25 protein-coding genes and 1 other RNA gene are annotated in these 26,108 nt (G+C 43.8%); 1 reads left to right on the forward strand and 25 read right to left on the reverse strand.

Annotation, left to right across the window (positions count from 1 at the left end):
- Nucleotides 1-16: 16 nt before the first annotated feature.
- From PW220_RS09620 to PW220_RS09700, 17 genes are all read right to left on the reverse strand, one after another.
- Nucleotides 17-559 carry a hypothetical protein gene (locus tag PW220_RS09620; protein ID WP_105118616.1) on the reverse strand — a complete coding sequence of 181 codons (543 nt, stop codon included), beginning with the start codon at nt 557-559 and terminating at the stop codon, nt 17-19.
- 224 nt (nt 560-783) lie between these two features.
- Nucleotides 784-879, reverse strand: an RNA gene (ffs, locus tag PW220_RS09625) — signal recognition particle sRNA small type.
- Nucleotides 880-920: 41 nt separating this feature from the next.
- Nucleotides 921-1,442 carry a tRNA adenosine(34) deaminase TadA gene (gene tadA, locus PW220_RS09630; RefSeq protein WP_105118617.1) on the reverse strand — a complete coding sequence of 174 codons (522 nt, stop codon included), beginning with the start codon at nt 1,440-1,442 and terminating at the stop codon, nt 921-923.
- A 351-nt stretch (nt 1,443-1,793) separates the two neighbouring features.
- Nucleotides 1,794-3,764: a transketolase gene (gene tkt / locus PW220_RS09635; protein WP_248055711.1), complete on the reverse strand. Its 1,971-nt coding sequence runs from the start codon at nt 3,762-3,764 to the stop codon at nt 1,794-1,796.
- Nucleotides 3,765-3,866: 102 nt separating this feature from the next.
- On the reverse strand, nt 3,867-4,958 hold the full coding sequence (gene ulaG / locus PW220_RS09640; protein WP_029943848.1) for an L-ascorbate 6-phosphate lactonase: 1,092 nt from the start codon (nt 4,956-4,958) through the stop codon (nt 3,867-3,869).
- Nucleotides 4,959-5,088: 130 nt separating this feature from the next.
- Nucleotides 5,089-6,777, reverse strand: coding sequence for a BglG family transcription antiterminator (locus tag PW220_RS09645; RefSeq protein WP_248055713.1), 1,689 nt, complete (start codon nt 6,775-6,777; stop codon nt 5,089-5,091).
- A gap of 118 nt (nt 6,778-6,895) precedes the next feature.
- Entirely contained in the window at nt 6,896-7,513 is a 618-nt protein-coding gene (locus tag PW220_RS09650) for a hypothetical protein (protein ID WP_099871512.1), read from the reverse strand.
- A gap of 548 nt (nt 7,514-8,061) precedes the next feature.
- On the reverse strand, nt 8,062-8,778 hold the full coding sequence (locus tag PW220_RS09655; protein ID WP_024386066.1) for an L-ribulose-5-phosphate 4-epimerase: 717 nt from the start codon (nt 8,776-8,778) through the stop codon (nt 8,062-8,064).
- Entirely contained in the window at nt 8,778-9,641 is an 864-nt protein-coding gene (locus tag PW220_RS09660) for an L-ribulose-5-phosphate 3-epimerase (RefSeq protein ID WP_105118621.1), read from the reverse strand. The genes PW220_RS09655 and PW220_RS09660 overlap by 1 nt, the downstream gene beginning before the upstream one ends.
- A gap of 5 nt (nt 9,642-9,646) precedes the next feature.
- Nucleotides 9,647-10,312: a 3-keto-L-gulonate-6-phosphate decarboxylase UlaD gene (locus PW220_RS09665; protein ID WP_029179493.1), complete on the reverse strand. Its 666-nt coding sequence runs from the start codon at nt 10,310-10,312 to the stop codon at nt 9,647-9,649.
- Nucleotides 10,313-10,407: 95 nt separating this feature from the next.
- Entirely contained in the window at nt 10,408-10,893 is a 486-nt protein-coding gene (locus tag PW220_RS09670; protein ID WP_044773537.1) for a PTS sugar transporter subunit IIA, read from the reverse strand.
- Nucleotides 10,894-10,949: 56 nt separating this feature from the next.
- Nucleotides 10,950-11,228: a PTS sugar transporter subunit IIB gene (locus tag PW220_RS09675; RefSeq protein ID WP_029179495.1), complete on the reverse strand. Its 279-nt coding sequence runs from the start codon at nt 11,226-11,228 to the stop codon at nt 10,950-10,952.
- 316 nt (nt 11,229-11,544) lie between these two features.
- Nucleotides 11,545-12,993, reverse strand: coding sequence for a PTS sugar transporter subunit IIC (locus PW220_RS09680; protein WP_248055716.1), 1,449 nt, complete (start codon nt 12,991-12,993; stop codon nt 11,545-11,547).
- Between the two features lie 207 nt (nt 12,994-13,200).
- The gene (locus PW220_RS09685; RefSeq protein ID WP_248055718.1) at nt 13,201-13,944 is read right to left on the reverse strand and encodes an amino acid ABC transporter ATP-binding protein; all 744 of its coding nucleotides are present in this window, start codon (nt 13,942-13,944) and stop codon (nt 13,201-13,203) included.
- A gap of 9 nt (nt 13,945-13,953) precedes the next feature.
- Nucleotides 13,954-14,613: an amino acid ABC transporter permease gene (locus PW220_RS09690; protein WP_105118624.1), complete on the reverse strand. Its 660-nt coding sequence runs from the start codon at nt 14,611-14,613 to the stop codon at nt 13,954-13,956.
- Nucleotides 14,614-14,625: 12 nt separating this feature from the next.
- Nucleotides 14,626-15,435 carry an amino acid ABC transporter substrate-binding protein gene (locus tag PW220_RS09695; RefSeq protein ID WP_248055727.1) on the reverse strand — a complete coding sequence of 270 codons (810 nt, stop codon included), beginning with the start codon at nt 15,433-15,435 and terminating at the stop codon, nt 14,626-14,628.
- A 207-nt stretch (nt 15,436-15,642) separates the two neighbouring features.
- Nucleotides 15,643-16,242, reverse strand: coding sequence for a CHAP domain-containing protein (locus tag PW220_RS09700; protein WP_398582940.1), 600 nt, complete (start codon nt 16,240-16,242; stop codon nt 15,643-15,645).
- Nucleotides 16,243-16,427: 185 nt separating this feature from the next.
- Here PW220_RS09700 and PW220_RS09705 point away from each other — a divergent pair, with 185 nt between their 5' ends.
- Nucleotides 16,428-17,192, forward strand: coding sequence for an alpha/beta fold hydrolase (locus PW220_RS09705; protein WP_248055731.1), 765 nt, complete (start codon nt 16,428-16,430; stop codon nt 17,190-17,192).
- A gap of 193 nt (nt 17,193-17,385) precedes the next feature.
- Here the strand turns inward: PW220_RS09705 and PW220_RS09710 are convergent, their stop codons facing one another.
- From PW220_RS09710 to PW220_RS09745, 8 genes are all read right to left on the reverse strand, one after another.
- Nucleotides 17,386-18,762, reverse strand: coding sequence for a PTS sugar transporter subunit IIC (locus PW220_RS09710; protein ID WP_105118628.1), 1,377 nt, complete (start codon nt 18,760-18,762; stop codon nt 17,386-17,388).
- A 43-nt stretch (nt 18,763-18,805) separates the two neighbouring features.
- Nucleotides 18,806-19,249, reverse strand: coding sequence for a DUF3284 domain-containing protein (locus PW220_RS09715; protein WP_044689396.1), 444 nt, complete (start codon nt 19,247-19,249; stop codon nt 18,806-18,808).
- A gap of 36 nt (nt 19,250-19,285) precedes the next feature.
- Nucleotides 19,286-19,618: a PTS sugar transporter subunit IIA gene (locus PW220_RS09720; RefSeq protein ID WP_099778135.1), complete on the reverse strand. Its 333-nt coding sequence runs from the start codon at nt 19,616-19,618 to the stop codon at nt 19,286-19,288.
- A gap of 1 nt (nt 19,619) precedes the next feature.
- Complete coding sequence (locus tag PW220_RS09725) at nt 19,620-19,931, reverse strand: PTS sugar transporter subunit IIB (RefSeq protein WP_002939849.1); 312 nt, start codon at nt 19,929-19,931, stop codon at nt 19,620-19,622.
- A gap of 13 nt (nt 19,932-19,944) precedes the next feature.
- Nucleotides 19,945-21,939 (reverse strand): BglG family transcription antiterminator, encoded by a 1,995-nt coding sequence (locus tag PW220_RS09730; protein ID WP_248055733.1) that lies wholly within the window; start codon nt 21,937-21,939, stop codon nt 19,945-19,947.
- Between the two features lie 133 nt (nt 21,940-22,072).
- Entirely contained in the window at nt 22,073-23,182 is a 1,110-nt protein-coding gene (locus PW220_RS09735) for a DUF871 domain-containing protein (protein WP_248055734.1), read from the reverse strand.
- Nucleotides 23,183-23,190: 8 nt separating this feature from the next.
- A complete protein-coding gene (locus tag PW220_RS09740) occupies nt 23,191-24,591 on the reverse strand; it encodes a glycoside hydrolase family 1 protein (RefSeq protein WP_248055736.1) in 1,401 nt (466 codons plus the stop codon).
- Nucleotides 24,578-25,942, reverse strand: a complete 1,365-nt coding sequence (locus PW220_RS09745) for a 6-phospho-beta-glucosidase (RefSeq protein WP_248055739.1) — start codon at nt 25,940-25,942, stop codon at nt 24,578-24,580. Before PW220_RS09745 ends, PW220_RS09740 begins: the two co-directional genes overlap by 14 nt.
- Between the last annotated feature and the right edge of the window lie 166 nt (nt 25,943-26,108).

Here is a 26,108-nt window from a genome sequence, read left to right on the forward strand (position 1 = left end):
CAATTTTCATTTATTTTCATAAAACCGTGCTTGTGCGAATGTTATTTTCTGAAAATTGTTTGTAATTTACCCTTGCATAATAGTCTTCCAAGTACTCCCCGCTTTGTGTCACAGTTATCAATTCTGGACATAGCTTAGACAGTAAATAAAGCGGCAACAAACTGAGATACCAAATAGTCATCACTTCAAAAATGAATTTACTATTATTTCCTCGTTGAATATAGCGTTGTTTGTACTCCGCTTTTAGACGAGGATGGGGAATATAGATATGAAAAGGAATGCCCTGAGAAACAATGACCGTCAGTACCATCCTGACCAAAAAATTGAGGGCTACCAGGACCGTCTTTCCCTCTTCGTGTAAGGCATGGGCCCTGTTCACATATACATTTTTATAGTTCTTATCTTTAATGGGACGGGGAGTGGATTTCCGTTCTTCCTTGGTCAAATGTCTGACGCTGCTATTATCATACTTAATATCAGACATCTCCAAATCGACTACATGAGCATATTTCTTGGCCAGGGTCGTTTTCCCCATACCTGGAAAAGCAAATATAAACATAGGCCTTCCTCCTTTTCCCCTGTAGAATAGCAGAGCTAACAAAAAGTTTTCTTAAGTGGAAGTCTATTTTACTCCTTTTTCCCTATAAATCAATAGAAAATTCCAAAAATCAGTCCCCAGACGGAGATAAAAGTACTCGCTAGGCCAGTAGCCCTTATTTTGCCCCTATTTCTAAAAATTAGACAATGAAAACCCTCTGAAGAGCTTGATTTCAAAGGGGTTTTAGACTGTACGCAAAAAGAGCACACACCCGACTTCGCTTAGGGCTGCTGGATTCCTCCCCTGACCCGCTTCACGCACGAATGTTGCTCCACTTATTATTATAACACAAATCAATGAAAGTGCAAGTTTGGACTACAAACTAGCTATCCGAAACTGTCCCTTGCTGAGCTTTCAAGGCCTCTTTTTCTACTTTTTGTTTTTCTCTTCTCTGCCTAAAAAAGTCCTGCATGATTTGGGCACAAGAATCTTCCAAGAGCCCTGTTTCCACTTCCACACGGTGATTGAGGCGCTCATCCGTTAAAATGTCGTATAGGCTACCTGCCGCCCCAAACTTTTGATTAGTAGCTCCGTAAACTACATGAGGAATACGGGCCAAGCCGATTGCACCACTACACATGACACAGGGTTCAATGGTCACAAAGAGGGTCGTATCCAGCAAACGCCAATTGCCCTCCACTCGATTGGCCTCTTGAATAGCCATCACCTCCGCATGCATAATAGCCTGATTAAGCTCCTCACGGGCATTATGCCCACGGCCAATAATCTGTCCATCCTTGACAATGACACAGCCAATGGGAATTTCATCCTTCTCCAGCGATTTTTTGGCTTCAGTCAAAGCCTGGTTCATAAAATATTCTTTTTCTTCTTGTGTATAGTTCATAGGATTATTATAACAGAAATAGCGTCTAAACCTGAAACTTTTTCCCAATATCAAAAATACCTTCTCGCTTGGAGAAGGTAGGGGGAGAGCAATGATCAATTGATCGTTCAAAAGGTATTATAATATATTATTATTTTATTGTCAAGGACTAATTAACAATTTACAAGCTATTTGAACCGTCCTATAAATCAGTCTAGATAGGAGTGCTGTATAAAGTAATAGCAAAACCTGGAACACTTTATTCTATATTCCTTTTACTGTCCTTATATGTTATACAAAAATGCACAGATTGTTAAGAGAGAGATTTTGAAACTAGAAAACAGCCCCGAAGGGCTGTCTGTACAGTTTCTATTACAATTCTCCAACCAATTTCACTACGTTTTCTACAGTGAAGCCATAGTTGTCGATAACTGTTTGTGCTGGAGCTGATGCACCGAATGTGTCGATACCAAGGACTTTACCGTCAAGGCCGACATACTTGTACCAGCTTTGAGTTGCACCCATTTCGATAGCCAAACGACGACGGATAGCATTTGGAAGGATTTCTTCCTTGTAAGCTGCGTCTTGAGCATCGAAGAGCTCAGTTGATGGCACAGAAACCACACGAACTTTTGTACCAGCTGCTTCTAGTTCTTTGGCAGCTTTGACAGCCAAGTTTACTTCTGAACCAGATGCAAGAAGGATTGTATCAAAGCCTGCTGCTTCATAAACCACATAAGCACCTTTGGCAACCTTGTCAAAGTCAGTACCTTCTTCAACGGTCAAGTTTTGACGAGTGAGGACAAGTGCTGATGGTGTTGACTTGCTGATCAATGACAAGTACCAAGCTGCCTGTGTTTCACGCGCATCTGCTGGACGGAAGACGTTGAGGTTTGGCATAGCACGAAGTCCTGCCAAGTGCTCGATTGGCTCGTGAGTTGGTCCATCTTCACCAACTGCGATAGAGTCGTGTGTGAAGACGTAAGTCACAGGAAGACCTTGAAGGGCTGACAAACGAACTGCTGCTTTGACATAGTCTGAGAAGACGAAGAAGGTACCACCATAGACACGAAGTCCACCGTGAGCTGCCATACCGTTCAAGATAGTACCCATAGCAAATTCACGCACACCGAACTGGATATTGCGGTTGAGTGGGTTTGCTGCATCCTGCAAACCATCTTCCTTGATGTAGGTCATATTTGAGTGAGCCAAGTCAGCTGAACCACCGAGGAAGGTTGGCAAGACCTTAGCTGCTGCGTTGAGGGCATCTTGTGATGAGTTACGAGTTGCTTGTGAGAAGCCATTTTCGTAGACTGGGAAGTCTTCTGGTTTCACTTCTACTACATCGCGACCTTCCAAGATAGCTGTTACTTCAGCTGCTAATTCTGGATGAGCTACTTTGTAGTCTTCTACTAATTTCACCCAAGCATCGTAAGCTGCTGCACCACGATCTGCTACATTTGCCTTGAAGTCCGCATAGACTTCTGCTGGAATTTCAAATGGAGCGTAGTTCCAGTCAAGTGCCTTACGAGTTGCTTCTGCTTCCTCTGGCCCAAGTGGCGCACCATGGACTGCGTTTGTACCTTGTTTGTTTGGTGAACCGTGACCGATAACAGTCTTGATTTCGATAAGAGATGGCTTACCTGCTGCCTTAGCTTTTTCAATAGCAGCAAAGATTGCATCCACATCTGTTCCGTCTGTTACGATATCTGTGTGCCAGCCATAAGCATTGTAGCGAGCGCGCACATCTTCTGTGAAGGAATCTTTTGTTTCACCATCCAAGTTGATGTCGTTTGAATCATAAAGAACAATGAGTTTTTCTAATTTTTGAAGACCAGCGTAAGAAGCAGCTTCTGCAGAAACACCCTCCATCAAGTCGCCATCGCCACAGATTACATATGTATAGTGGTCGAAGATTGGGAAACCATCACGGTTGTACTTAGCCGCTAGGAAACGCTCAGCTTGAGCAAAACCTGTCGCAGTTGAGATACCTTGACCAAGAGGACCTGTTGTCGCATCAACACCAGCTGTGTGACCAAATTCTGGGTGACCTGGTGTTTTTGAACCCCACTGACGGAAGTTTTTGATTTCGTCCATGCTGACATCTTCAAAACCTGAAAGGTGAAGAAGTCCGTAAAGCAACATAGAGCCGTGTCCTGCTGACAAGATAAAGCGGTCGCGGTTGATCCAGTTTGGTTGAGCTGGGTTGATACGGAGCTCTTTGGTAAAGAGGCTGTAAGCCATTGGAGCTGCACCCATAACAACACCTGGGTGACCTGATTTTGATTTTTCAATGGCATCGATACCAAGGAAACGAATTGCGTTTACTGAAAGTTGTGACATCTTATTCTCCTTTAATAAAGTCATAGTTCTATTATACCATAAAGCGTTTTCGCTTGTCATTTTCAAAAGGCAGGACTTACGTCCCGCCCTCGGAGTGATCTATTATAGCAAAGCCTTGAATTGAATGTTTGAATCTTCCAAGAAGCAATCGTCAAAGCCACGTGGGTGATGGTATTCAATGCGGTCTTTGTCAAGTGGATAGGTGTACTTGCCACCAACTTCCCAGATGAATGGATGGAAGTCGTATTGCAAGCGTTCCTTACGCATTTTCCAGAGCTGCAAGATTTCATCTGTTGACGCCATGAAGTTAGACCAGATGTCATAGTGAACAGGGATGATTACCTTAGCACGCAAGTTTTCTGCCATACGGAGAAGGTCGATTGAGGTCATCTTGTCTTGGATACCGATTGGGTTGTCACCGTAGTTGTTAATAGCAACGTCAATGTTGAAGTCACGGCCGTGTTTTGCAAAGTAGTTTGAGAAGTGGGAGTCTGCACCGTGGTAGATGGTTCCGCCAGGTGTTTCAAAGACATAGTTGACTGCCTTGCGAGCCATGAGTTCATCTGTCACAGGAAGACCTGCTAGCTTGCCACCGTTTTCTTCGTAGCCATCGATTGGAAGAGTTACCAAACAAGTACGGTCGAAGGATTCTACAGCGTGTACCTTGATGTCTTTGAATTCAAAGCTATCACCTGGTGCGATACGGATGATACGGTCAGCTGGAACGCCCCATTTTTCCCAGATGTCGCCACTTTCAACTGGACCGACAAATTTGACGTGGTCCAATTTTGGATTGTTGATGATAGCAGCTGCAGTGCTGATGTCCATGTGGTCGCTGTGGACATGTGATACCAGGTAGTAGTCCAATTCATTGATGGCAAATGGATCGATAACCATTGGTTGTACACGCAAGTTTGGTTGCAATTTACGGACACCTGCCATGTTAGCCATTTGGTGACCCCAAACCATATCTTTTACTTTTTTAGTTGACTTACCGCGAGATGACCAAAGGTCCATGACCACGTTCGCACCACCTGGTGTCTTAATCCAAACACCACAGTTACCAAGCCACCACATAGCAAAGTTGCCTTCTGGCACTACTTCTTCTTCAATTTCTTCATTAAGCCAAGTTCCCCACTCTGGGAAAGTTGAAAGAATCCATGATTCTCTTGTAATATCTTGAACTTTAGCCATTTTTCATTCCTCCTATAAGGCTGATTGTATTTCTATGTTTCTAGTATATGCGCAAAAGGTCACAAAAAAAAGACCAAATAAAACACAGGCTTGTGTTCACATTTGGACTTTAAGGCTTAGGCAAGCAAAATCAGTACAAATCTGTTTCAATGTCGCGACTAGATACATTTGACAGCAGTTCATTACTGATGAGCTTTTGCAGTCTGCCTTTGAGTTCTTGGACTGTCTTTCCATCTGATAAATAGCCAGCCAAGAGCTTATCTAACTCTACTGCAAATCCCTGTTTCTCATCAGACAGGCTACGGTATTTGGCAAAGTGGGTGAGATTGAGTACGTCATCGAAATCCAAGATTGGATGGACCCGTACCAGTGGGAAATCCGTTTCCAAACCCTCACTAGTTGTAATTAAGAAATCTACTTCCAACAAATCTTCAACACTTTTAAATTGCTCCGTAGTAAAAACTGCTCCAATTTTCTTGTCAGGCAAATGATGCTGGCACTGTCTATAGAGCAGGCGTTGAACAGAAACTCCCTCATCACAGATTAGATAGATGTTTTGGCTCTGTACCTTGCGGGTTCCACTTCGGCGAATAGCCCCTCCTAGATGAATGGTCAGATAGGCAATGTCCTCATCTGTCAGCTCAATCTCCCATTCCTCCTCTAATATCTTGCCGGAAATTTGGGTGACAGCAAACAGGGTACTATATTTTTCCTGGATTTGCTTGACCATTGGATTTTTTGATAAAATCCCATAGGTCTTTCTGAAGAGTAGGGCCTTACAGTGAGCCAAGAGATGTCTAGCTAGCTCCTCTGGATTTTCCAATTCAAAGGAAGAATGCACTTCAAAATGATGAATAAACCGGTCAACCACTCGTTTTAATTCGGCAAAATCCTGACTGGTCACATGCACATCGCTATCCTTCCGATAGGATAGAAGCAAAATGGCAATCAAGGAAACCTCAATATCATCTAGCTCCAAATCAAAACTAGACCACAGTGCCTCCTTAAAATCTTGCGCCACCAGGTACTCAATCCGTTCTCGAACCTGTTCAAATTCCTTGAGAATGGCGCGTTCTTCCAACTCATCCAACTCCATATTGCGATAGCTGAGTAAGAGAAAGGGGAGAACCTTAAGCATAAACTCAATCTCATAGCGGTTGATTTTCTTCCCTAATTTCTTCTCTAAACCAGGTACCTGTTTCTGCCAAAAACGAGCCATTTCTTCTGAGAAGAGAATTTGATAACCAACTAAATCCGATAATTTCTCTTCAAGGACTTGAAGAAAGCCCTTGTTGGCATCTGAAAAAATGCTATAGAGTAGAGAATGGACATACTGGATTTTGTTCAAGGGATGGCAAACTAAGCTATAGCCTTGGCTCTTGGACACATAGAGGGTCATCTTATATTGCTCCTGTGTCAGTTGCGATCGAATTTCATTGAGGTCATTCAAGACTGTGTTACGAGAAACCTCTGTCAGTTCCATAAGCTTTTCAATGGTTACCCGTTCGGGTGTGATACAAATGTAGACCATCATCAATTGAATACGTTCATCCATATTCATAATGTAGCTATAGGAATCAATGGAATCTAAGAGTTGGCGACAGGCTTGCTTTTGCTCTTCGGACAAGCGAATGCCTATCCGAGGCAAACTTTCCAGAGCTTCAATACCTTTTGGTAAAGATGCATTGATTTTTTCCAAGTGGTAGTAGATTTTTCTACGCGATTGTTGCAATTCCTTGGAAATAGCCATAATGGTTTCTGGCTCTTGGATACCAATCAAATGACGCAATAAGGCACAACTGCTTTTATCTAGTAACACCGTTTTTCCCTCCTCTCTTTCTCTATCTTAACACATTTATGCACCAATTTCTAATAATTATAAAAACTGAACGTATTCGTGCATCTTCATTCAAAATTGCCGACCCCACCTAAATAGCTTAGTAGATACTCTTGATAATCTCCACCCGTGTAATCAAATCCCCATGCATATTGTCAATCCGTAGAGCCACATTTTTCAGATAGACACAGGCACCAATAGCAATGGTCTTTTCTTCTTCTTTCAACTTACGAGTAACAAAATCTCGCAAGGTTTCAGTTCCCTCGCTAGGAATTTTTACCCGTGCAATGATATTAGCAACCCTGACCTTCTGGCTGGCCCGCATGATGATGTTGTTAGAATCATCAAACTGGGTAAAGAGGTATTTTCTCACTGCAAATAAGATGGCAACCGACACAATACCAATCAGGTAATCCATACTAGACCCATGTTCCACAATCAATTGACGGGCAATAGCAACCAAGAGCACCTCGATGACAGTACTAGGGGATTGTTTGCAGAGCATTTTGATGAATTCGACCCCGACTGCCAAGGTCATAGCCTTGCTTAAAAAACTCTGGATAAAGTTATCCGCTTGAATACCACCCGTCAGTGAACCAACTAAATCCGCCAACAACAAACCTGACAGTGCTAGTAGGGCTAATCCTAAAATGGCTGATAAAATCAACTCCAGATAGTAGGCAACCTCTGTCAGACTATCTTGTAAAAACTTTCTCATGTCCTCTCCTTTCAAAAAAAGAGGCTGGACCCAAGCCCAGCAACACTTCTCAAAGTTTGCGCCAAAATATCAGCGCAGTGGTTGATTGGGTTTAACAGTCCAGTGGACTGTTAAAGGTTGGAGATAAGATTTGCAAAGTAAATATCCTTAATTCGCGTTTACACTCCAAATCTGACCTCTACCACTGATGCGAACGTGCTCGCTTTATTTCCAGTTCTCCGAACCTCTTTTGTAGCAAACAAGTTCGCTTCATTTCCAACCTCCAAAGGTTCCCCAAACCTTTTTTGTAGCAAACAAGTTCGCTTTATTTCCAACCTCCAAAGGTTCCCCGAACCTTTTTTGTAGCAAACAAGTTCGCTTCATCTCCAACCTCCAAAGGTTCCCCGAACCTTTGGAGGTATGCGGGGCTGGGACTAAAACGGTCTGGGAATAGACCGTTTTAGCTCAACAACTTAAAATTAGGGCTTGTTGACGAACTCTTCTATGATCGGTCAAGTTCTTTCCCACTCCCTCTCATTCTTCTAATCGTTTTTGGCTAGAAACAAAGCTTAGTGTTCATCACCTTTTTGTCCGTAGTAGGCATTTGGACCGTGCTTACGGAGATAGTGCTTGTCCATGATATAGCTTGGTGCTGGTTCCACCCGTGGATTGATTTGTTCGGTGTATCGGTTCATCCGAGCCACTTCTTCTAGGACAACACTGTGGTAAACTGCCTGGGCAGGATCCTTGCCCCAAGTGAACGGACCGTGATTGCGGACAACAATTCCTGGTACAGCAACTGGATCGATTCCACGGCGCTCAAATTCCTCAATAATGACTGAGCCTGTTTCCTTTTCATAGGCAGTATTCACCTCTTCAGCCGTTAAGGAACGAGCGCACGGTACTGGACCGTAGAAATAGTCTGCGTGCGTTGTTCCATAAAATGGAATGTCACGACCAGCCTGAGCCCAACCAACTGCCTCTGTCGAATGTGTATGCACAACAGCGTGTACATTTGGCCAAGCCTTGTAGAGGGCAACGTGGGTCGCCAAGTCAGAAGAAGGATTGAGATCACCTTCTACCACATTTCCATCCAAGTCAGTCACCACCATGTTTTCTGGTGACAATTTTTCATAATCCACACCAGAAGGCTTGATAACAATGCGACCAAGTTCACGGCAGACTTCTGATACATTTCCCCAGGTAAACTTCACAAGTCCGTGAGCAGGTAGGGCGATGTTGGCTTCATAGACCCGTTGGCGCATTTCCTGTAAATCTTTTGGCATTAGTTCAACCCCGCTTTCTCAATCAATGGATAGAGGAAAGCCTGTGCTTCTTTAATGGCTGCACGTGTTTCCTCAACCGTTTCACAATTCTCTGACCACATTTCAATCAAGAATGGACCTTGGTAGTTGGTCTTTTTCAAGACTGCAAACATATTTTCCCAGTCCACACAGCCCTGACCGAATGGTACATCGCGGAATTGACCTTTGGAGTTCTCGGTTACAGCATAGGTATCTTTGAGGTGAAGGGCTGCAATAGAGCGATGACCTAAGTAAAATTCGCTATAAATGTCATTGTGCCAAGCAGACACGTTTCCAGTATCTGGATAAACAAAGAGATATGGTGAGTCGATTTCCTTCTCAACTGCTAGATATTTTTCAATGGAGTTGATAAATGGATCATCCATAATCTCGATAGCCAACATGACCTGAGCCTGTTCTGCCCAGTCGCAAGCTTTGCGGAGATTCTTGATGAAACGTTCTCTAGTTTCAGGCGACTTTTCTTCATAGTAAACGTCGTAGCCAGCCAGCTGGATGACACGGACACCCAGGTCCTGAGCTAGTTCGATACACTGTTTCATGGTTTCTAGCGACTTAGCTTCAAGAACAGGATCATTGGAACCAAGCGGATAACGACGGTGACCAGAGAAGCAAATGGTCGGAATACGGACACCTGTTTCATAGATGGCCTTGACCAAATCCAAACGCTCTTCCTTGGTCCATTCCAAACGAGCCAAGCGAGCATCGCTCTCATCCACCGACATCTCCACAAAGTCGAAACCTAATTCTTTGGCAAACTCCAAACGCTCTTTCCATGTAAAGTGCTTGGGCGTTGCCTTTTCATATATTCCGATTGGTCGTGCCATAGGCCTTACCCCCAGATACGACGGATTTCGTCTTTGAATTCACGCGCCGCAGCTGCTGGATCTGCTGCTTCTGTAATACCGCGACCTGCGATAAAGGTGAAGACATCTACACCCTCGAAGAGTTTGAGGGTATCCACATCAAGACCACCTGTTACAGAAACACGGAAGCCCATTTCAACCAATTTTTTCACTTTATTGAGGTCTTTTTCGCCCCAAGTTTCGCCAGCAAGGAGGGCGTCACGAGATTGGTGGTAAATCGCTTGGGAAATGCCTGCGTCCAACCAAAGTTGAGCCTGTTCATAAGTCCAGTCACCGTAAAGCTCGATTTGGATTTCACCCTTGTCGCCACGCACTTCCTTGATAGCCTTCAAAGCCGCTTCCATGGTTGGAATGGTCGCAGAACAGATACAAGTCATCCAGTCTGCACCGCGAACGGCATTATTTTTAGCTACAGTACCACCCGCATCCGCACACTTGGTATCTGCAACGATGATTTTGTCTGGGAAGAGGTTACGAAGAACTTCCACCAATTCGCTACCAACTTGGAGCAAGCAAACCGTACCTGCTTCAATCACGTCAACTTCATGACCAACAGACACAGCAGCCTTAATTGCTCCTTGCAAGTCTGAATGGTCAAGGGCAACCTGTAAATTTGGGATATGTTTTGTCATAATACTATTACCAAGAGTGAATAGACGGCCGATAAAGCTTCCTATTCCCCTTCAATTCCTTTCATTTTTGTCTATATCAATTTCTAACCGCCAAATTAGCTTTCCAAGTCTAAACCTTCTAAGTAAGGGCTGTTTTTAGACTCTTCAACCATTGCCAATACTTCTTCTGGAGTTTTGCAGGCAATCAAACGCTCGATTGAATTTTCCAATTCGAAGAGGGCGATGATTTGCGGAATGGCTACTGAAGTATGGATTTTTGGATCTGTCGCAGCCAAGGTCAATAGGACAGAAACCTCTTTACCATCTGAAAAGGCTACTGGTTTTGTCAGAGTAATCAAAGCAAAGGAATCTTTCAAAACACCGACACCAGCCTGGGCATGAGGCATAGCCATACCTGGCATGAGCACATAGTAAGGGCCATATTCTTCTGTTGAAGCGATGATGGCATCGTAGTATTCTTCTGTTGCGGCACCGCTTTCAATCAAAGGTTCAACTGCCAAGTGAACAGCTTCCTGCCAAGTTTCAGCTGTCAAACCCAAGCGGATAGAATTGTTTTCAATAAATGCTTTTTGTAAATTCATGATATTCTCCTTTCTATGTGAAAGGGGATGGGAAGAAATCCCGCCCCCTTTTTCCATTACAATACTTGACTAAGTTTTGTCTTGATTTCGTTATCGTCCATGAGGTTGTCAAGACCAACCAAATGACCATTTGTACGACCTTCCAATTCAGCAATCAAGTGATTTGAAGCAACGACGATGTCATAGCCTGCTGCCAAACCTTTTGCTTCACCTACTGAGCAAGAAGCAGATTGGAAATCTGTTACACCGAGTTGACGAAGAGCATTTTCAACCTTCATCTTAATAACCATGGATGAACCCATGCCGTTACCACAAGCTGTTAATACTTTAACCATCTTATTTTCTCCTTGTTTTTTATAAAATATATTTTGTTGTTTTTGTTAATGAACCAAGTAATAAACGAAGTTTTGTTCTGTTGATTTACGAAGAGTTATCGTCTTTCAGTTTGCTTTTAGTACGAGGCAACGAGATGCAGGCTGCTTATACAGTCTAATGGCTGTATAAGGTTGGAAATAACACTTGCGGAGCAAGTCCCCCCTGCCGAGTACGGCAAAGCGAGTTCAAATAATCTGTAGATTGTTTGAAGTGGGAAATCCAGAAACGGAGTTTCCTCTTTCGTCGAAGTAATAAAAGATAAACTGGATGACGATGTTAGTCCGCTTGCGCCTCACCGCGATAGTAAGCTTCCTTATCTTTTGCTTTTGCAAATTGAAGTTGTGGGATAGCCAACAAGAAGAGGCAGACAAGAACATAACCAGCAATACCAAGGTATTTGAAGGCATAGCCGAATGGCAACCATGGGATTTCGAAGTCAATGTTTCCGTGGTAACCACCGCTCAATTCAAGCAAGCCGACGCAGACTGCACCAAGGGCTACTTGAAGGACACCTGAGAGGAAGGAAAGGATTGCTGCTGCTTTCCAACCACCACGTTTGTCAGCGTAAACTGCGATAGCTGCGTTATCGAAGAATACAGGTACGAAACCAGTGATGATAAGGATTGGGCTCTTGAAGACAATCAAGAGAACGATAGTGATCAATTGACCAACCAAACCGAAGGCAAAACCTGAAAGAACTGCGTTAGATGAACCGAAGCCGTAAGAAGCTGCAACGTCCACCGCTGGGAATGAGCCTGGAAGCAATTTGCTTGAGATACCTTGGAAGGCATTTGTCAATTCTGCTACGAACATACGTACACCCTGCATCAAGATGAAGAGATATACTGAGAAAGTGAAGGCTGTTTGTACAACGTACATGAAGAATGCTTGTTTAGCTGGGTTGTATGGAGTGCCTGAAGTGATTACTTCTGGGTTTGCCATGATTTCTGGCCCCAAGATAAACAAGATGACACCGAAGAAGACCAACATCAAGGTTGCAGATGCAACAACTGTATCGTGGAAGATGTTGAGGAAGCTAGGCAACTTCAAGTTGTCCAAGTTTTCTTCTTTTTTACCAAGTTTTGGAGCAATCTTATCTACAAACCAGATTGCAAATTGTTGTTGGTGACCGATGGCAAATCCACCACCGCCTGTCAAGCGTTGAGTTGCTTCAACAGTCATATTTGAGCTGACTGCCCAGTAGATACCACAGATGATACCGATAGCTGCTGTACCGAATTGGTTACGAAGTCCTGGGATAAGGAAGAGCACCATCAATGAGATTGTTGCTGCTTGTTGTACCATGATATGTCCAGTGATGAACAGAGTACGTACTTTTGTAACCTTACGAAGTGCAACCAAGAGGATGTTGACACCGAAACCGATCAAGAGGGCTGTTGTTGCTGCTGATACGAAATCAGGAAACTCTTCAGCGATTTTTCCGTTTGCTGCTGCAAGACCGAAGTAAGGGTCGATAACTGCCGCATCAATTTGGAACTTGTGGTTCAAGGCTGCCAAGATTGGACGGAAGGTTGTTACCAAGCCACCAGCTGCTACGTTCAAGATCATGTAGCCGACCGTTGCTTTGATAAACCCTGCAAAGACATCATGAGGCTTTTTCTTTAAGAGGGCATAGCCCACCAATACCAAAAGACCTACGAAGAAAGCTGGATTCTGCAAGATGTTTTGCGAGAACCAGTTTAATGGGGTTTGAAGAAAATCCATTTTTCATTCTCCTTTTGAAATGATTTTTATGGTTTTATTATAAATCTTGAAAGCGCAAACAAAAAGACCAAATAAAACACAGGCTTGTGTTCACTCTTGGACTATTTGTCACTTATGTGTCTTTCTAGCTTAGAAATCGAATTAGTTCCTAGAAAAAGAGGAATTATATAGGAACTTAAAAACACCAGCAAAGCCAGTGTTTTCATTCTATATATCTTCTTTCTGAATGCGAGCCAAGAATTGCTTGGTTCGTTCTTCTTTTGGATGGTCAAAAATATCTTCTGGTCGGCCTTCTTCAATAATCTGCCCCCCATCCATAAAAATGACCCGATCAGCCACTGCACGCGCAAAGCCCATTTCATGCGTTACTACTACCATGGTCATGCCTTCCTTAGCCAGCTGCATCATGACAGCCAGAACCTCACCGATTAACTCGGGATCGAGAGCAGAGGTTGGTTCATCAAAGTAAATAACCTCTGGGTTGGTCGCAATGGCTCTAGCGATGCCAACCCGTTGCTGCTGACCTCCTGAAAGCTGGCTTGGGTAAAAATCATATTTGTCCGACAAGCCAACCTTGTCCAAGGCTGCCTTACCAATTATTTCAGCCTCCTGCTTAGCTACTTTCCGAGCCACAATCAGACCTTCCGTCACGTTTTGCAGGGCAGTCTTGTTGGCAAAGAGATTGTAGTTTTGAAAAACAAAGGCTGTTCGTTTGCGAATGGCAGCAATTTCCTTGTGGCTAATCTTAGCCAAGTCATAGCTGTCCTCACCGAAAACCAAGTGACCCGCGTCAGCTTTTTCCAAAAAGTTCAAGGAACGAAGTAGGGTCGTTTTACCTGAGCCAGATGGACCCAAGATGACAACCACCTCTCCAGGATTGACCTGAACATCAATCCCCTTTAAAACCTGCTGACCATGAAAGGCCAGTTCTATTCCACTTGCTTGAATCATCTGAACCTCCTAATAAACCGCCAGCTTCTTCTCACCAAAGGCTTGCAGTTTGGTCAAAATGGTTGAAAAGAGTAGGTAGATAAGGGCAACTTCACAGTAAAGAATAAAAGGCTCGTAGGTTCTAGCCGCAATCTGCTGAGTTGCCATAAACATCTCCAAGACTGTAATGTTGGCTGCTAGTGACGTGTCCTTGACCAAACCAATTAAAGTATTGGACAAAGGTGGAAAGGCCACTCGAAAGGCTTGGGGAAGAATAATACGGCGCATGGTCTGGGCAAAACTCATCCCGACAGAATAACCAGCCTCCAACTGCCCCTTAGGCACGGACTCGATAGAAGCCCGAATAGTTTCCGCAGCATAGGCACCTGTGTTAATAGAAAACACTAAGACTGCCGATGGAAAGGCATCAATGACTAGGCCCAAGCTTGGTAGACCATAAAAAATGACATAGAGCTGAACCAAGAGAGGGGTTCCACGGATAATCCAAATGTAAAAACGAGCCAGTTGTTTGAGTACTGGAAGATTGGCTACCTGTACCAAGGCGGTTCCAATTGCCAACAATAAGCCAAAGGCAAAAGACAGGATTGTCAGTGGAATGGTCACCAACAATCCTGGAACAAGTATCTGCGAAAATGAGTCAATCACTAATTGCCATACTCTATCTGTCATACTTTCTCCTGCTTACTTGGCTTTCGATACGTCTTCGCCAAAGTATTTATTTGAAATTTCAGCTAGTTTACCTTCGCTTGCCAATTCAGCCAAGGCTGCATCAATTTCTTTTACTAGGTCTTCATTTCCTTTAACCACTGGGAAGGCTGTTGTGGAAACATCGTCTGTCAAGGTCACAACCTTAATCGGTGCATCTGCGTGTTGCTTGAGGTAATCCAAGTAAACCAAGTTGTCATTGATGGTCACATCCACACGGTTTGTATTCAACAATTCAACCGCTTGTGAAAATCCATCTACACCGACAACTTCCGCACCGTTTTCACGCGCCAAATCTGCCCAGTTACTAGTCAAACTGTTAGCAGATTTTTTACCTGCCAAGTCAGCAAAACCTGTAATCTCTGTATTATCCTTATGAGCTACCAAGGCTCCATAAATGTAGGTATATGGTGTTGAGAAATCGTATTTTTCTTTGCGCTCGTCTGTCACACCAACCTGGTTGGCAATAGTATCAAAACGTGCTGCATCCAAACCAGCAATCATGGAATCCCACTTGGTTTCAACAAATTCTACCTTAACGCCCAATTTCTCAGCAACGGCTTCGGCTACTTCTACATCATAACCGACCAATTTTCCGCTCTCGTCATGGTAAGAGTAAGGAGCGTAGGCACCTTCTGTACCGATTTGAATGACACCTTCTTCCTTGATTTGTGCCAAGAGAGTTTGGTCTGTGCTGCTGGATGAGCTAGTTGATGTTGATGAGCTGCAGGCTGCCAAGGCAAAGGCTGCTAGGGCTATTGTTGCAAATAAAGCTAGTTTTTTCATGGTAATTACACTCTTTCTTTTTCAATTTGTACCATCATACCATGAAAAAAACTTATCATCCAATATATATTTTCTATCAAGGATATAAAAAATTTATAACGAAAGAATGGTGGTGAAAAAAGGTCTATTTCTAGACCTTTGCATTTTTCAGTTTGTCCTGCCAACTTATTCGTCCAAGCATTCCTCGGAGCGAAATAAGGCCTATCCCTAGACCCCAGCTGGAGGGTAAATATAGCTTACAGTTCCTTCGCTAGTGGTTGTTGGATCAAAGAAGCCACGTACATTGCTTGGGTAGTAGGCTCCGCCATAGTTTGATTCCATTACTTGAATAGTGCCATCGGCCGCTACATCGGTAACATAGGCAACGTGACCATAGCCACCGTCTGTCCAGACAGCGATTGCGCCAACCTTAGGAGTGGTTCCTACTTCATAACCAAGGGCTGCTGCACTGGCTGCCCAGTCGCCACCATTTCCCCAATAGTTGCCAACCCAAGGCGCCATTTCTTTTGCACCCCATGTACATTGACCAGCAGGATAGGTATTGGCTGTGTATTCTACAGCAACCTCTGATACCATATTCGTAGCAAGAGCTGCTTGGGCTGCGGCTTCCGCAGCTGCTTTTTCTGCCGCAGCCTTTTCAGCTGCAGCTTTAGCCTCTGCTTCTTGTTTCAACCGCTCCTCCTGCTCCACCTGAACCGTTAGGACGGATAGACTAGGACTATCTGTCAATTCTGTGTCCGCCATAACAGCTTCTTGCCCCAAAGCTAGCATTCCTCCCAACATGACAGTAGCAAGGGCAACTTTCATTGTTTTGTGAAGTTTGTGTTTATTCATACCTATTCAAATCCTTTCAAATTACTTCTGTATCTATCCTAACCAACTTTTCTTGCACAAGACTTAAAGAAATGTAACAAGTATGACAGCTGTTTTGCAGGTAGTTAACATTTGACTTTCAGCATGCTATAATAGAAATAAATGTCAGGAGTTTGTTTATGAAAGATATTGTGTTAATTCACGGAACCTGGTGTGACGGTTCGGTATGGGGAGATTTCGCTAGTAAGCTAGAAAAAATGGGCATGCGGGTTCATACACCTAGCCTACGCTACCACAACTTGCCCTATGATGAGGTTATGGAAAAGGTCGGTGCGGTTAGTCTGACAGACTATGCCGATGACTTGGTAACCTTGGTTGAAAGTTTGGAAGAGCCACCTTTACTCTTGGGGCATTCTCTGGGCTGTTTACTCGCTCAAATGGTCGCTGAACGCACACAGGTGGCTGGCATGATTCTCATGGGCCCCGCTCCGACAGCAGATATCTTCGCTTTCTACCCTACCATGATTCGTTGCTTCATCCGCCATTTCTTACGCTGGGGATTTTGGAAAAAGCCAATGCCACCTTACAAGGATGAGTTCTTCCGCTACTGCTTAAACGTTCAGGACCCTGCCCTCAAAGAAGATATTTTCAAGACCTTGGTACCTGAGTCTGGCAAGGTCTATACCCAGATGGCCTTTCCTTTCTTTGATAAAAGCAGAGCAGGTTATGTCGATTTCAGCAAGATTACAGGACCTGTTCTAGTCATCACAGGAAGTGAAGACAAGATGACCGTTTCTGCCATTGCTAGAAAAACAGCTAAAAACTACAAGGACTCCGTTCTGGTTTCTCTAACAGGGGCAGACCACATGTACGAGTCCGGTAAATTCCAAGACAAAACCCTCTCTGTTATTCACGCTTGGTTGAGCGAGAAGAAGTATCTATAGACAGCCAAAAACGACCTCCAACACGGAAGTCGTTTTCTTGTAATATCCTACTTTTTCCTACTTCTGAGAACACTGATTAATATTAAAACCAGACCAGAAATAATATTGAAATATTTATTTCCATATAATGGACTGATAGCAATCAGAAAGCAGCCTAGTGCTAGCAAAAACGGAGATTTATTTTTAGAAAACATTACTCCTCACCAGCCTTAACCTTGTTGGCTGCAATGACAAACGGGGTCCAAATCAAGAAGGCAACAAAGAGGTTGAAGAGCGAAACTAGGGCCGCCATAATGTTACCACCTGTTGCTAGATAAGCGTAGAGACCTGGTGGGGTAATCCATGGAACAGCTAGAAAGACTGGAGGTATCAAGCCTGCTGCTGTTGCCAAATATGCAATCGCTGCACAAACTGGTGGCACAATGAGCCACGGAATAACAAAGAGTGGATTCAAGACCATCGGAATACCGAAGGTAATCGGCTCGTTGATATTAAAGACTCCCATCGGAGCTGACAATTTGGCAACCATCTTGTATTCTTCCCGTTTGGAGAAGAGGAAAATTGCAATAATCAGAGCGAGGGTTACACCTGAGCCTCCCATCTGAGCATAGGCATCAAAAGAACCACGCGTCCAGAGCCAAGGGAGGTCTGCAACACTTCTAGTTGCCTCGTAAACCGCTGTATTTTCATTTAGAGCAATGCCGTAAATCCCATCCATGATTGGTGCCAAGACATTGTGACCATGTAGACCAAAGAACCAGAAGAGCTGGACGAGGAAGGTTAACAATACTACCGAACCAATCCCTTGAGAAAGCCCAAGCAACGGCATCTGAATATAGGTTGATACCACATCACTCAAGGACTGACCAGTTACTGAGAATACAAGATAGGCTACAATAGAAGATGCATAAATTGCTGCCGTACCCGGGATGATTGCTGCAAAAGCCTTGTTAACTGCGGGTGGAACCGAATCTGGCAATTTGATAATAATGTTCCGTTTCACCAAACTCGCATAAACAAAGGTTGCCAAGAATCCAATAAACATGGCTGTGAAGAGACCTGTTGCTCCACCATATTTCAGCGCAATCGCTCCCCATTCACTGGTTTCCAATATAGAAACACCGTCTGTGCTAACAATGGTCAAGCCTATTTCTTCTAAAGCAGTGATAACCGATTTATCCACACCTTCTAAAGCAGTTGAAATAGTGAGACTTTGAGGAATGGTTGAAATGAAGGATGCAAAGGAAATCAAGCCGCCTGCAAGTGGATTGACCTTGTACATCAAAGACAAGTTGTAACCAAAGGCAAAGGCAAAGACAAGCGCCATGATTCCAATGGTTCCAAAATAAACATAGCCGTTAATGTTAATAATTGGCTGCATAGCTTCTGCAAAACCTGTCCAACCCATATTGTTAGGAATGTCCCTCAGAAAGACATTCAAAAGAACGGCCACCGTACCTGCCATGGTAATCGGCATCATGGAAATAAAGGAATCACGAATGGCAATCAAATGACGTTGCGAGCCGATTTTTCCTGATATTTCCATAAATTTTTCAGAAATATTTGACATAATCTGTCTCCTTTTCTATTTTTTTATTGTTGTATAAACAAAATCACGATGTCGAAGCACCTTCTTTAGAATACCGAATCAGTGCTTCTAATTGAGCATCTGTCTGCCGTTTCAAACTCTTAGAGAAGACTTTCTCCATTAAAAAGTAGTTACCTCTCATAAATAAGTCTGCTGCTTCCATTTCATAAGAGTATTCAATCTCTGTTTGATTGTCCCCCAAAGCGTGCAAATCATAGCAGATATGCTCTTTTCCTCGATTGGAATGAAAGCAAACAGCATAACGATAGGGGGCAAGAAATTCCTCTACACGCACCTTGACACTATGCTCTCCTTTGTCTCCAAATGTTTTTACATAGGTCAAACCTTCCTGGATATCTTGATCAAGAAGAGGACGTCCAGTATTTTGCTGATAATCCTCTTTCAAGGACCGACCAATCGCAGCAAACAATTGTTCAATTGGAACCTGTCCTATTTTTTTGATTTTCATACCTGTCCTCCTATCTCTGCTATCCAACAAGGTAGCCTAGCCACAATTCTTTTGTTCAGCTAAACGCTTATAGAGCTCCACTACTTCCTTGGCCATATCAATAAATGTCAAGGCATTCATCAAGTGGTCCTGTCCATGCACCATTAGCAAGGACACGTCTACCGTTTGCCCACCAGCCTCTTGGGCTAGTAGACCTGTTTGTGACTTATGGGCAATATTTAGGGAGGTGTTTGCTTCTTGAAGCAAGTGCTCTGCCGTCTGGAAATCCTCCTGCTTGGCCGCTTGAATTGCCTGAACAGCATAGCCCTTTGCCTCTCCCCCATACATAATAAGCCCCATAATCGCTTCTAAGTATTCCGGAGAGTTCATACTAGTCCTCCATTAGTGCCAATGCAGCATCAAGCACCTTGGCACCGTTCATCACTCCATAATCCATCATATTGATTGCATCAACCTTGATCGCAGGCTCGAACTTAGCCTTGTAGTCATTTAGCAAAAATTTAACCTGTGGACCTAGCAAAAGGACATCAATCTCCTTTTGACTAACTTCACTATCAGCTTCTGACACAGGGACTGCCCAAATCGTTGCCTCTATCCCCTTTTCTTCTGCGGCTTTCTGCATCTTGGTCACCAACATACTAGTAGACATACCAGCATTGCACACTAACATAATTTGTTTCATAAAAAAACTCCTCCTACCCCTGTTTTTGAATCAAGGGAATAAATATATCGACTAATTCCTGATAGCTAGGATTTTGAACTAGCCTTTCTTGCAAAGACCTGTCTTGGACAAATTCAACCAGACAAGGAGAAATATACTTCAGATGCGGATTCCGCCCTTTTGACGGGGACAGAAGAAAGACAAACTGCACCTTCTTCCCCTCTTCCCATTCAACTGCTTCCTTACAAACTCCGACCACAATCTGCTCAGAGAAAGTCAGGGGAATAGCTGGATGCGGAAAGGCCAATAGTTCTCCAAAAACGACCGAACTATAGGACTCTCTCACATTTACCTGTTCCCTAAATTGTTCCACAAAGCCTGATTCCTTGGCTTCATCCAAGCACGCTATCAGTTGCAACATGGCCTTATCTCGACTTATCTTTTTTTCCAAAGAGACTATTCTCAAAGGTGAAAATACAGCCTCTGCAATCTGTCTCGCCTGCTCTTCCTCCATAGGTAAAGCCTCGTTCTGCTCAACTCGGACAGGTGTCACTTGTTGGAGATAGGAACGAATTGCCTCGATATCCTGCTCCGACAGAAATACACTGACGGTGATAACAGGTGTCAGGAAAATTAGATTGGACAGGCTAATTGAAGAAATAATCAGGTCTACATCTCTTAAACCTTCTTCCGTTACCTCGTAGTAACTCACAACATCTGCTATTTCCAGGCTTGTTGCAAATTCCTTTTCCAAACGATTTCGCAACATTAAAGCGCTTCCAATTCCAGTCGCACAGACGACCAATACCCGCAACTTTTTCCGACCCTCATACCGTTCAATCGCAGCCAATACATGCAGGGTCAGGTAGGCCCATTCGTCATCCGAAATACTATAGGCCAACAAGGTGGGCATAGAAGCAAAAGCTTGCTTGGTCAGCTCAAATACTTCTATATAATCCCTCTGGATATCAGCCACCAAGGGATTAGCCAACTGAATCTGGTGCTCCAACCGCGTCCGTAAGGGAAGCAAATGAGCGACAATCCCCTTGAAAAGCTGTCGATCTTTTAACAAATCCAGACCAGTCAACTGAGAGAGAGTCTGTAAACAAGTTTCAACTTCTTCCTCCAAACCGTCCTCCAAGTCTGAAATCTGACTGGGATTTCCTGTCAGCTTTACCTTCAGGTGTACGGCGATATAGTTGGCTTCTTCTACAGGAATCGCCACTTGAAACTCTGTTTCAATTCGTTCGATGATTCGTCCAGCAACCTGATACTCCTTGGAAGATTGAATCTGATCAGATATTGGAAATCGCTCTAAACTAGCTCCTCTCTTCATTCGTTGCAAGAGCAGAGCGATATGAAGAACCAGGTTTTGCATAACAAAATCAGACAGGCGAAGTTTGGCATCACGACACTCATCCAAGACAATCAACATCAGGTCCGTAAACCGAATGTCTGGCAGGAGCTGATTTTCCACCAAACCATAAAGAGACTGACCATTCCCTTGTCCAAAAAAGTAATCCATAATGAAGTGCCGAATAGCAGGCTCCTCCCCGCTTAATTCTACACCTCTCCGTGTGAACAACAACTCTAATTGGTAGGAAATAAATAACTTGCGAATATCCGCGATAATAGAATGTAGGGTTGTTTTTCCGATAAACAGCTCTCGTTGCAAACGATCCATGGACTGAATTGGATTTTCAAATAATAACTTACTTAAAACATACCGTTGTCGGTCCGTCGCTTCCTCCAGTTGCCGTAAGTCCGTCACCTGCTTTTTCAACCGTAGCTGTTCTTGCCAAAACATTTCAAATTCAACCGGTCTCTCCACCAGCAAACAGTAACCCTTACTTTGTTTGGACAAAATAGAAGCACCGCTAGCCTCTAGCGAAAGAGAGAGTTGCTGGATATACTTTCTTGCTGTTCGATCACTGACACCCAAAGCCTTTGCCAGTTCTGCACTAGATACAAAGTCCCCTTGTTTTGTCAGTAAATAATCTGCCAGACGAACTTCTTTTTTAGATAGCATACTCCCTCCTCTCCGCAAGATTTATACGAAATATAACAAGACTAGTAAGCTGGAGTCTGTTGATAAAAACATACTTTATATTTCTATTGTAGCATATCCTCAGGCTACAAGGGTTCTCTTTTTTTCCGTATTGTTAATGAAAGGAATCGGACGCAACGATTCGCAATCGAAAGGCTTGCCAAGGCTTGATAAAAACGAGCAAGGGCAGATAGTCAGGGCAAATTCGTCCAACCCGATTCACTTTTGAACTAACTGTAAACTCCCTCAAAGCTATTTGTAACTCTCCCTTGTAACGACCATATAGGTCATTGTCAATCAAGACATCCCCTCGCTGCACAAGTATTTCCCTATCTGTACGTGCCGGAATAGCAGCATCCTTGTAGACAATACGGGGCATAGTAGACCGAAGAAGGTAGGCTGAAATATCCCCACGATAAACATGATCAAACTCAATGATTTCCCGCTCCACAGCTGTCACTTGACCAGTAAGTTCTACAGGTAAACAAACGTCCTCTTCTTCCAAGATAGATTGAATAGACTGTAGCTCCTCCTCCGAGATGAACTGATTGGAAATGAGGATACAATCAATCAAACCTGTCGCCTTGAGCCAGGCAATCTGAAGAGGTAAGGTCTGGTTGCGATGCTCCTCCAAGGTAGGCAGGCCTTCTGATAAAGGCCACGGCCCTTCCGTTGCAGACTGGGCAGTCACAAAAGCTGCCGTCTGTATGCCTTCTTGGTGATAGAAAGAAGACATTTCTAAAAAATGCTCCTCTGATAGTCCTGTATAGGCGTGAGGATAGAAATTATGACAGGCAACAATATTATCCCTATTTGCCTCACTAGCTAGCAGTTTCGTCAGTAAGACCTTATCGGTACTCAGATTTAGTTCAATCTTGAGCCCATAAAGATTCTGTGTCAAGCTGACAATCTCCTCCAAAGGCAGGGCCTCGTCCAGACGAATCCCTGTCAGCCCTAAACCATGGGCTTCTTCAATGAGTGATTTCTGCCAGCCCTGTGCCTCTATAAAACTCGGGCTAAGATCTGCAATCACGACTATCCCCAACTGACGAGCATAGGCAATCAAGTCCCGATAGAGTTGCAAGGCTTCTTGGGTATCTCCCCCAAGTTGCAAGAGACTCATAAACATTCGCCGTGCTCCATAACGCCCCAGCAAGTCTATATAGGCCTTAGACTCTTCCAATGAATAGTTTTCTGGATAGATTGAAAAACCAAATTGAACCATTACTCCTCCTAACGACTGAATCCATTGGCATCACTCAGTGCCTTAAACCAACGACCTGATTTTTTAATCCTACGCTCCTGAGTCTCCAAATCCAATTCGACCAGCCCATAACGATTTTTGTAGGCATTGAGCCAAGACCAACAATCAATAAAGGTCCACAACATATAACCCTTGCAGTTAGCCCCTTCCTCAATAGCCCGATGTAACTCTATCAAGTGATCTTCAATAAATTCAATCCGATAATCATCCTGAATGACCTCATCTTGCCGGAAAGCCACTTCACCCTCTACTCCCATACCATTTTCAGTGACTAACCACTCAATATTGTTGTATTGGTCCCTGATATTGATTGCGATATCGTAGATTCCTTTTTCATAGATTTCCCAACCTCGATGCGGATTGATTTTTTTCCCTGGCATATCGTAAGGGGCGAAGAAGTGCTCTGGAGTCAAAACCTCTCCCTCTTTCCAGACCTTTGTCGGTGCCTGTACACGAAGGGGTTGGTAATAGTTGACACCTAAAAAATCTACCCGATTTTCCCTAATAATCGCCAGCTCTTCCTCGCTGGTTTCAGGACTCAATCCGTATTCCTCAATCAAGTCAACCAAGTCCCTCGGATATTCTCCCAATACAGAAGGATCTAAGAAGCTCTTGGTTTGGAAGAGCTCAGCTATTTTAGCTGCCTTGACATCATCAGGATGCTCACTTCGAGGATAGGCCGGTGTCAGATTCAGGACAATTGCAATTTTCTTCTCCGGATTTACTTCATGACAGGCTTTTACTGCCAAGGAACTCGCCAACTGAGTATGGTAGGCAACAGCAACCGCCGCCTTGGCATCTACCTTACAAGGATAATGATAATCCCCTAGATAACCACACTCAACTGGAACAATCGGCTCATTAAAGGTAATCCAACGATCTACTAGGTCGTCAAACAATTCAAAACAAGTACGAGCATAGGCTTCATATGCCCAAACAATATCCTTGTTCTCCCAGCCCCCTTGCTCCTGTAAAGCATAGGGAAGATCAAAATGATAGAGATTAACAAACAGCTGAATCCCTTTTTCTTTTATCAAAGAAAATACAGAACGATAAAAAGTCACAGCCTCCTGATTGACCTCACCAATGCCTTTGGGCAATAACCGTGACCACTGAATCGAAGTCCTAAATACTGTATGTCCAGTTTCGACCAATAACTCGATATCCTTTTTGAAATTCTTATAGAAAGTGGATGTCCTCTCTGGACCTATTTCCCCATGGAAACGTTCTGGCTCAATGCTGTACCAGTAGTCCCAATTATTCTGTCCTTTTCCATCGCCCAGCTCAGTTCCCTCACTCTGCGGACCCGATGTAGAAGTCCCCCACAAAAAACCTTCTGGAAAATGATAAACCACCTTATCCTCTGTCATAGCCAATTCCTTTCTTCTTTATCTGATCGATGACACTCTTAAATTGTGGCAAGTACGCCTCATGTGCCACTAGTAATTCTTGTAAGACACGCTCTGCCAATTCTCCATTCGGAATCAAAGGATTGAGAGCAAAAGCCTGTAAAGCCAAAGCATAGTCTCCTGTCATTGCAGCCCCAACAGTCGCCAACTCCATTTGCTTCATTTGCTGCAAGTATCCCCTGACCACCATCGGTGTTTTGGGACATACCAAAGGAAGCGCACCCTGGGCAGTAATGACAGACGAGACTTCGACTACGCAGTCCTCTGGTAAATACGGAATCACTCCCCTATTCACCGTCGAAACCGTCATAATTTCCTTGCTGTCGTTGTATATAGCACAAATGAGTTGACAGGCAACATCGCTGTAATAAGCACCACCACGTTGCTCCAGTTGCTTAGGCTTATGGTCCAAATTTGAATCCCTGTAGAGCTCAAACAACTCTTCTTCGACCTCTTGAACAACCTGAGCCCGCACCTTCCCTTGACGATACTGGTCTAAGGCATCTGCCAACATCTCTTTTTCTAAAAAGTAGTAACGGTGGTAATCGCAGGGCAACAAACCAATCGACTGCAAGAAGGGCAATGAAAAATCTAAATTAGTAATATTTTTTACAACCTCCCGATTCTCTCCTGATTCACCATACAAGGCTTCCATGACTTCACCAGTACGATTCTGGCCAGTCTGATCCCAAACTTCATGAAAATGGAAATGGTTTAATCCAACATGATTGGTTTGAATGGACGCCTCAGGAAGATTCAAAAGCTGAGCTGCCGTTTTTTTCTGACCAATCGGAATATTACATAAGCCAATCACCCTGTTCCACTGCAGTTCATTGATAATTGCTTCTGTCACCATACCCGCAGGATTGGTAAAATTGATTAACCAAGCATCTGGACATAGCTCCTTCATATCTGCAACGATATCCTTGTAGACCTCTATAGTCCGAAATGCCTTAAAGATGCCACCTGCCCCATTGGTTTCCTGTCCAAGTAGACCATGACTAAAAGGAATTGTCTCATCGATATAGCGTGCCTGTAACTGACCAACTCGGAACTGAGATGTCACAAAGTCTGCTCTCTTCAAAGCAGCCCTTCGATCCAGTGTCTCCTCTATTTTCCAGTCTAATCCAGCCTTTCTGACCATTCGACGTGCCAAATCAACAACTATCTTCTGCTTCTCAGCCCCGGCTTCAACATCTACAAACCACCATTCCCGAATAGGTAGTTGCTGATGCCGCAAAATCATCCCTTCAACTAGCTCAGGAGTATAGCTCGAGCCGCCACCGAGTGTGACTAATTTGATTGATTTCACGACCTGTTCTCCCTTCTTTGTTCATATATTCTTATTATATTCCTGTTTCTACCTTTTGTAAACGCGTACACTTCCTGTCTTTTTCCGTAATATAAAGGAAATTCCCCTCAAGACAAGCAAAAACGACCTCCAACACGGAAGTCGTTTTCTTATATGCATTATTTCG

The organism is Streptococcus sp. 29892 (genome assembly GCF_032594935.1).
GTDB classification, from domain to species: Bacteria; Bacillota; Bacilli; order Lactobacillales; family Streptococcaceae; genus Streptococcus; species Streptococcus hyiners.